General features: G+C 35.4%; 4 protein-coding genes and 1 pseudogene. 3 read left to right on the top strand and 2 right to left on the bottom strand.

Annotation, left to right across the window (positions count from 1 at the left end):
* The first annotated feature begins 466 nt into the window (after nucleotides 1-466).
* From F6K54_RS34130 to F6K54_RS34120, 3 genes and pseudogenes are all read left to right on the top strand, one after another.
* Nucleotides 467-802 carry a hypothetical protein gene (locus F6K54_RS34130; protein WP_293088018.1) on the top strand — a complete coding sequence of 112 codons (336 nt, stop codon included), beginning with the start codon at nucleotides 467-469 and terminating at the stop codon, nucleotides 800-802.
* 1,027 nt (nucleotides 803-1,829) lie between these two features.
* Nucleotides 1,830-1,961, top strand: coding sequence for a hypothetical protein (locus F6K54_RS34125; protein WP_293088016.1), 132 nt, complete (start codon nucleotides 1,830-1,832; stop codon nucleotides 1,959-1,961).
* Nucleotides 1,962-2,091: 130 nt separating this feature from the next.
* A pseudogene (locus F6K54_RS34120) lies at nucleotides 2,092-3,228 on the top strand (IS701 family transposase).
* A 1,231-nt stretch (nucleotides 3,229-4,459) separates the two neighbouring features.
* Here the strand turns inward: F6K54_RS34120 and F6K54_RS34115 are convergent.
* On the bottom strand, nucleotides 4,460-4,666 hold the full coding sequence (locus tag F6K54_RS34115; protein ID WP_293088014.1) for a hypothetical protein: 207 nt from the start codon (nucleotides 4,664-4,666) through the stop codon (nucleotides 4,460-4,462).
* Nucleotides 4,667-4,747: 81 nt separating this feature from the next.
* The gene (locus F6K54_RS34110) at nucleotides 4,748-8,353 is read right to left on the bottom strand and encodes an ATP-binding protein (RefSeq protein ID WP_293088012.1); all 3,606 of its coding nucleotides are present in this window, start codon (nucleotides 8,351-8,353) and stop codon (nucleotides 4,748-4,750) included.
* Nucleotides 8,354-8,927: the final 574 nt, after the last annotated feature.

The raw sequence follows: 8,927 nt of genomic DNA, 5'->3' as shown, positions 1-8,927 counted from the left end.
TCGGGTTCGGTATAAAAAAATTTTCATCTTCACCTAAAGAGCAAATCTTTCTAAATTCTCTTTTCTCCTGACTCCTGAGTTCTGAGTTCTGACTCCTAGATTAACTATCTAATTACACCGATGCTACCGGATTTGATATTAGATGGTTTAATACCATTTTGAAAAAAGAATGTTACGAATAATAAGCGTGAGAAAAAGACAAATGCAGGAGGTCTCCCTTTGACAAAAAATAGAATTTATTAGCTCAAAACTGCTATTGAAACTATTCATTCTGACTCCTGACTCCTGACTTCCCCTCCTGGGAGGGGTTAGGGGTGGGTTGACTCCTAAGAAATAGCCTAACTATTTGTAGCAAAAATTTATAAAATTGGTTTAATTCATCATATAGAAACCATTTGGTATCTCAAAAACTTAGGTGATATATCTGTCGCTAGACTCCGCCAACGCCAATCTATTAAGCATTAAATTGACAAAACAAAGATTGACCTTTACTGTGGCATTTTCTAGAGTTCTTTTCCTGATGATAATTGGCGATCGCTACTTAGGGTTTGCTTATGGAAAGTCTTTTGGTAGGGGTAGGAGTCAGAATTCAGAATTCAGAATCGGTGAATTTCCTACGGAATGCTCCGCAAACAGGAGGAATGAGAATTATAGAAGAGGTAGCCAGAAAAATCTTCCCTTGGTTTTCTTCCCCTATCTTGCTGAAAATCCTAGATTTTTGAACCATTACCACCTAAAAGCTAGCATTTTATTAGTACCTAAAAAGGCTAAAACATTTATCTGTAAAGAGTTTGATATTTAATCAGCAAGCCCTACTTATATCATCAGGACTTACGCAAAGACACTATGTATAGAGTCCAGTAACTATTGGACAATAGTTACAAGTACTATATATAGCGTATCTGCGTAAGTCCTAATCATGTCCGGATAATAGCGTGATAAAAAAACCTTTTCCCTTCTAACCTTTTCTTTCCTTTTGCCTCCAGCATAGCAGCATAGCTGCCTTACCTCCTCCAAAGTGTAAGTATTCAACCGGACATGATATTACTATCAGGACTTACGCAAAGGCACTATTTATAGAGTGCAAGTACTATTGGACAACAGTTTTGAGCGCTATATATAGCGTATCTGCGTAAGTCCTAACTATATACCTTTTCCTCAAAAGATACCAAATGGGCTCTATAAATATAATGTTATCCAGAATATAAGTAAGTTGGTACAAAAAAAACTAAGTATTTCATTAATTGATAATGGATAATTGATAATTGATAATTACCTCTGGTTAAAACCGTTCTTGATTGAAAATAAGGAAATATCCTAGCACTTTTTTTCCCCTTAAAAGGGGAGGCTTTAAACCAGAATTGTTTAATTATTAATAATTAATAATTAATAATTCGGTAACAAAAAGTAAAGTAGCTCTAAAACCTCTTTTCTTCTGCCTTCTGCCCTCTGCCTTCTGCCTTCATCTAACAATAAATTTTAACGCTTACCTACTTAATAATTAGGGTTTGCTGAAAAAGTCTTTTAGTAGGGGGAGGAGACAGCTATACTGGAGAAATCGGAATGAACAAGGGGGTAGAATTCATTAATTGATAATGGATAATGGATAATTGATAATTACCTCTGGTTAAAACCGTTCTTGATTGAACATCAGGAGATATTATTTCTTTTCTCTTGGTCGATTGGATATGGCGAGGAGACCTCGCCATCCCTCGACCGCTTTTTTCCCTTAAAAGAGGAGGCTTTAAACCAGAATTATTTAATTAATAATTAATACAGGACTTACGCAAAGACACTATATATAGTGTATGGCAAACTGAGTGATAGCTATGATTTTTAAGCGATCACCAGAGCAACAAAATTATTATAACTTATACCAAGACACTATATATCAACGTATACTGAATAGAGCGAACTCTGAAAAATTTATAGCGATCGCCTGCACAAAAACATTATTATAACTAATATTAAATATAATCTAGTATAATTAATTTTAGCTCTATGATATCTGGCTAATTGTAAATAAGTTTGGCTCAAATACCCTGATTATTGTAGAATAATATTACTGTTAATTTGAGCTAACTGTCAGGAATTTTAACTATATTGATCCCATACCAATATTTACTAAATTCTCATACAAATTATACCATCACAAACTTAGCAAATCACCTAGAAAACATTAGCCATGATACGATTAATCGTTATTTAAAAACAGAATCTCTAAACTCACAAGACTTATGGGAAAATGTCAAAAAGGAAATTGTCCAAAATACGGAAGGATACCTGATTTTTGATGATACAGTAATTAAGAAAAAATATGCTAATAAAATTGATAGCGAAGCTCCTCTGTTTGCGTTTGCGTAGCATCCCGTAGGGAAGCATTCCGAAGGAAAAGAGGCACTTGTGCGAAAACAATATAGTGGTATCGGTTCATCAAGTAATTCAGGGTATAGAAATAGTTAATTGTATCTATTTTAATCCCCAAAACGAACAATGCGCGGATAATAGATTACCGTATTTATGCTCCAGAAAGTGACAAAAAAACGTGAGTTAGATCATGTTGAAGAAATGATCTTAAACGTGGTAAATAAAAAGAAATTACCATTTAAAACTGTACTAATGGATAGTTGGTATGCAACACAGAGATTAATGGGACTGATAGATAACTTAGGAAAAATTTATTATTGCCCCTTAAAAATTAATCGCGAGCGTAGATGATACTGGTGGTGCAGAAAAATATAAAAGTATTGCTAAATTAAGCTGGAATGAATCAGAAAGAACATCAGGTAAAATAATAAAAATTAAAGGAATTTCTTTGAGATAAAAAAGCGAGTGCGTAATTCTGAGGTCTCCTCAGAATGTAAGACACACTCAAGACAGTCAAACTATTCTGGGCTACTATTTCTGCGGTCTAGAACAGAATACATTGTCACTAATGACTTAAGTCAATCTTCGACAGATGATGTAGAATTCGAGTCGCTTTCCTTGATGGAAAATCGAAGAATTTAACACCAGAATTAAGCAATTAACAGGAATAGAGTTTTGTCAATGTCGTAGGCGCAAAAATTCCAAAAAATCATATTGCCTGTGCTATGTTAGTTTGGAATAATTTAAAAAAACTAGCTTACCCATACGGGAAAAACTATTTATCAACTCAAACATCAATTATTATCTAAATATCTAGTATCTGAACTCAAATATCCTGCAATTAAAATGACGGCTATTTAAGTTTTTATCACTAGAGAAATGCTCGGCGTTCGCGGAGCGTGGCGTTAGCCGTATCGCTCTCTAAAAATTATAGCTATCGCTGGGTTTGCCATACACTATATATAGTGTCTTGGTATAAGTTATAATAATTTTGTTGCTCTGGCGATCGCTTAAAAATTATAGCTATCGCTCAGTTTACCATACACTATATATAGTGTCTTTGCGTAAGTCCTGTAATAATTAATAATTCGGTAAGAATTTTCCCAAGATTTTCCTGCCCAACTATGCGCCTAAAATACTAACTTTTTAAGCGTTTTAGACTAAAACAGGCGCACTTTTTTCTACCCTAAAAAGGCCAATACCAATATCAGTAATATCATGTCCGGTTGAATAATTAGACTTTGGTGGAAGGAAGGCAGCGGGAGCTGGAGGCAGGAGGCAGAAGGTTTTCTCCTTTTTTCACCTTAATTTTATACACGCTCCGATGCTACCGGACATGATATAAATGCTTTGATATTTAATCAGCAAGCCCTAATTAGGGTTTGCGCTCAAAAGTCTTTTTGTCAGGAGAGAATCCAGAATTCAGCAATCCTGCAATTCAGGAGGAATGGGAATTATAGAAGAGGTAGTCATATCATGTCCGGTTGAATAATTAGACAATGGTTGTCCGAAGGCAGGAGGCAGGAGGCAGGAGGCAGAAGGTTTTCTCCCATTTTTACCTTAATTTTATACACAAACGGTGCTACCGGACATGATATCAGAAGAATCTTCCCTTGATTTTCTTCTCCTAGAAATGCCCAAAATGCTAACTTTTTGAGCGATTGGAGCTAAAAACAAGGTACTTTTTCAAGACCTAAAAAGGCCAATACCAATATCAGTAAATGCTTTGATATTTAATCAGCAAGCCCTAATTACAATTAAGGATACCAGGGAAAACGCATCTAAATTCTGGAAGTTTCTACTGTTAAGCTTTAGAGAGGCAATGAGTATAAATGTTTATAAGCCTGACACCCTTGCCCTGTCAGAACTTCAAAATAAGATGCGTTTGCCCTGTTAAGGATACCCAGAGGATGAATTTTTAGTCTTTAATTAGGGTTTGCTGAAAAAGTCTGATTGTGATGATAGGGAACAGGGAACACTTAACTGGGAACAGGGAACAGTTTAGACTATCTGCTACGGCCAAATTTTCTGCATCGTCAGGGAAAAAGTATTAGCATTTTGAGGCTACAATAGCCAAAAACCTTACACTTTTTCAAGACCTAAAAAGACTAAAACCAATATCAGTCAATGCTTTAATATTTAGGTAGTCCTGCATGGTAATGGTAGAAGATATATATTTTTTAATTTCTCCCACACTCCCAATCCCCCAATCTCCCCATCTCCCCATCTCCCCATCTCCCAATCTCTCAATCTCCCCATCTCCCAATCTCCCCATCTCCCCATCCCCCCATCTCCCCATCCCCCCACACTCTCTCTACCATTACTATGCACCACCACCAATATTTAATCAGCAAGCCCTAATTATCCTGATTTTATATTATCAAGAAGTTGATGAAGAACTCAGGCAACGATATTGAGCATCTAGTAAAGTTTTTACTTCTGGTGGTTTAGTAGTAAATTGGATGTAAAAACAGCTATTTTCTACAGGTTTATCCAAAACTTTAGCATAAATATCTTCTGTCAATACTCCGGAAGTGGAAGGGAATAAATTGAGTTTAATATTAGTAAATACAGAAGGTATAGAATTTGTTTCTTGTGAAGCAGATTTTACCAATGCTCCTTTAGCAGAAAGTTTAACTAAACTACCTAAAAATAAATTTTCTGCAACGTGCTTACCTTCCAAAATTGTATATTGGGTAGGTATTTCTTCAGTGAGGTCTAAAAATATTTGTTCCTCTTCTTTTAAAAATAAGTTATACTCTCCACCAATCCCAGTAATATTATAAATATTAATAGGTTGTTTGACTCCTTTTGGTTGCACTAATTTTCGCCTACCAATTCTCAAAAGTGGTTCTCCTACCTCTTGAAGTGTAGTTTCAGAAATGAGAATTTCACCACCAGTAGAATAAGATTCAATCCGATAAGTCAAATTAACTTGATTTCCAACTACACCATATTTTGTGCGTTTCTCAGAACCAATATTTCCAACTACAACCTCCCCAGTATTAATACCAATTCCCATTTCTAAAGGAGCTAAACCCCAAGCTTCTATTTGTTGATTAACAGATTCCATTGCCAACTGCATAGCTAAAGCACAAGCAACTGCTCTTTCTGGATCGTTTTCTCTAGTTGTTGGGGCACCAAATAAAACTAAAATTCCATCACCCATAAACTCATCAATAGTACCATGAAAAGAGGTAATAATATCTGCCATAGAAGAAAGATAAAAGTTAATAATAGTCACAACTTCTTCTGGTGCTAATCGTTCAGAAGTGCTGGTAAAACCCCGGATATCGGAAGTGAGAATCGTAATTTTTTTTCGTTCACCTCCTAGTTTTAAACCTTCTGGTGTTTCTAAGAGATTTGAAACTATTTCATCTGTCACATAACGACCAAAAGTTTTGCGAATATATGCTTTTTCTGTGCGGAGTTTTTTAATATTAATATGTGTCTTAATTCGAGCTAGTAATTCTTCTTTGTGGAATGGTTTAGATAAATAATCATTAGCACCTACTTCTAATCCGACTACTAAATCTGAGACTCTATTTTTAGCAGTTAATATCATTATTGGTAGTTGATGAAGCGGCCATATTTCCCGAATTTTTTGTATAACTTCATAACCAGTCATACCAGGCATCATTATATCTAGTAAAATTAAATCTGGTAGAAAACCTTCATCAAGAATATTTAAAGCTTTCTGGCCACTATTAGCTTGAATAACTTCATAATTATGCAAAGAAAGTTGATTAGTTAATACCATTAAATTCACAGGTTCATCATCAACAATGAGAATTTGGAATTCACCTTCTTTTTGTTGGTTATTTAGTGGAATAACGTCAGATGTTTGAGCTTGATTTATTTCTGATTCTGAATAGGTTTCATCTGAAACAGATGCTGTTAAATGAGAAGCACTCAAAAAAGACATTTGCTTTTTGAGAGAGGATTCAATTTCACTACTTTCTGTTGATTTTTCAGAAATATCTAGAGTAAAAGTAAACTCCGATCCAATACCAGGAGTTGATTTTACTGAAATAGTACCACCGTGTAATTCAACTAATTTTTTAGTAATTGCTAAACCTAAACCTGTACCACCATATTGACGTTCTGTAGATCCGTCTCCTTGTTCAAAGGACTGAAAAATTGCCTCTTGTTTATCTTCAGGAATACCAATACCATTGTCAGAGACAGTGACTGCTATTTTTTGGTGGTTATCAACATCAATTAATTCTGCTGAGACTCTGATAATACCGCACTCTGTAAATTTGATTGCATTTTCCACCAAATTATGCAAAATTTGCTGAACGCGATTTTCATCTGCTGTCGCAGGAGGAAAATTTTGGGGAATAGCATTAATAAGTTGCAAATCTTTGCCTCGCACCAAAATACGACAAAAAGCGAGAACTACTTCCGTAACCTCTCGCATTCCTACTGAACCTAATTGCAGTTGAATATCATGATGCCGTAGTTTGGAAAAATCCAGAATATCATTGACTAAATTGGCAAGACGATATCCACTTCCAACAACCATTAATAGATTGTTCTTTTGCAGTTCTGACATAGATCCAGTAGCACCATCAATCATAGATTCTGCTATACCAATCATTCCATTTAAAGGTGTACGGAGTTCGTGAGATGTATTTGCTAAAAATTCATCTTTGAGTTGATCTAGGTGTTGCAACTCCTGATTTTTTGTTTCTAGATGATTAAATGATTCTTCTAATTGTTCTGTCATTTGATTAAAAGATTTAGCTAACATAACTAACTCTTTTACTCCTTTAATTGGCACATTTTGACCTAATTTTCCATGAGAAATTTCACTAGCTGCTGTTGATAATTTATTGATTGGTTTAGTTATCCAACGCACTATTAATAGTCCCAAACCTACAGCTATTCCCAATGCTAAAAAACATAGTTGAATAGTGGAGCGAGTATTGGCGTTTATTTGCCCCATAAACTGTTTTTGTGGGATGACTACTACTGTGAACCAATTAAGACCATAATTATCATAATATGGTGAAACTTGCATAAATATTCGCTCGCCATTGAGCATAAATTCAAGTTCTTTCTTAGTGTCAATTTGACTCAAATCTGTGTATTGTTCTGTCAAATATTGTGCTGTTGACTTGATTAAATTACTATTACTATCTACTGCTTTTTGTATTCCCAGTTCATCTGTTTTTTGCGATGCTTCTGTTTCCATGGAACTTGCTATTAATACACCTTCTGTATCTAGAATAAAAGCTCCTCCAATTTTACCAATTTCTATGTTTTTCAGGAATTGACTTAATTGTTGAGACAGGTAAACATCAACACCACATACTGCTTTAAGATTATTTTCCCCATCGTATATTGGTAAAACAGCAGTAATGATAGAGACTTCGGTGCTAAAGTCTAGGTAAATTTCACTCCATGTAGCTTTACCTGCTTTAACAGCCGCCTGATACCAGGGACGATTCCGAGAATCATATTTTCTAGAACTTTTTCTAACTAAATTTGTAGTATTACCTGCGCTGTCTAGAGCATATTCATGGCGGAAAAAATCCGTCGATTCATTATTAATAACTAATCGTAATTTATTATTTTCTCCTAGTCTTGTTACTCCTAAAAATTCACCTTTGGGAGTACCACAATAAATCCATTTAGCTGATTTAAGTAATTTCATTTGTTGCCAGAAAATATTTTGACCTTTTACTGGAAATATACTCAGATTATTTTCTTTGATAGGATACACATTTAATTGATTAATCAGATGAGGAATTTTTAAATAGTCCTCTATTTCGTGATCGATGTGGGCAGAAATTTCTCCGCGAAACTTACTAGCTAAGTCATTAATAGCTCTCTGTCCATTCCTAAAAGATAACCATCCTGTTAATCCGAATACAATCAATAACTCTAAGAAAAATGGAATAATTAGGACGATCCTTAAAGGTATTTTTCCCAAAAAATTTGTATTTTTATTGAATTGCTTTATAGGTTTTATTTTCATGGAAAATCACCCGAAATAATAATTAAGGTTTGCGTATGGAAAGTCTTTTTGCTAAGGCAGGGAGTAGGGAGTAGGGAGTAGGGAGTAGTTAGGGTTTGCGCTCATAAGTCTTTTTTAAGGAGTAGGGGAGCGGGTTCTTGAGGACACACCAGAGGGGGAGACGGGGAGACACAGAGATAGGGTGTCATACCATTTTGAAAAAAGAATGTTACGAATAATAAGCACCATAAAAAGACTTTCAGATAAAGTATGTTTGACGAAAAAGGTAATTTGCAATATCAAAAATGGTATTAAATCTATCCATTCTGCATTCTAAATTCGCACATTCTGTTTGCGGAGCATGACAAACGGAAATTATAATAAGTACCCTAACTATTTGTAGCAAACATTTATCAAATTGGTGTCACCGACACGCCGCGTCCGGTGTCTCTCCTTTTCCTCATAGGGGAGTAGGGGAGTAGGGGAATAATTTTTGGTGGTGGTGCATAGTAATGGTAGAGAGAGTCTGGGGGGATGGGGAGATGGGGGGAGGGGGAGATGGGGGGATGGGGGGATGGGGGGATGGGGAGATGGG

The sequence above is a fragment of the Okeania sp. SIO3B5 genome (assembly GCF_010692555.1).
Classification (GTDB): domain Bacteria; phylum Cyanobacteriota; class Cyanobacteriia; order Cyanobacteriales; family Microcoleaceae; genus Okeania.
This window is presented reverse-complemented; position numbering and strand designations above follow the sequence as displayed.

Bases quoted from the DNA above. Each gene is read 5' to 3' on its own strand.
- F6K54_RS34125 (WP_293088016.1), top strand. From the start codon at position 1,830: ATGATTTTTAAGCGATCACCAGAGCAACAAAATTATTATAACTTATAC.
- F6K54_RS34115 (WP_293088014.1), bottom strand. From the start codon at position 4,666: ATGGGGAGATGGGGGGATGGGGAGATGGGGAGATTGGGAGATGGGGAG.
- F6K54_RS34110 (WP_293088012.1), bottom strand. From the start codon at position 8,353: ATGAAAATAAAACCTATAAAGCAATTCAATAAAAATACAAATTTTTTG.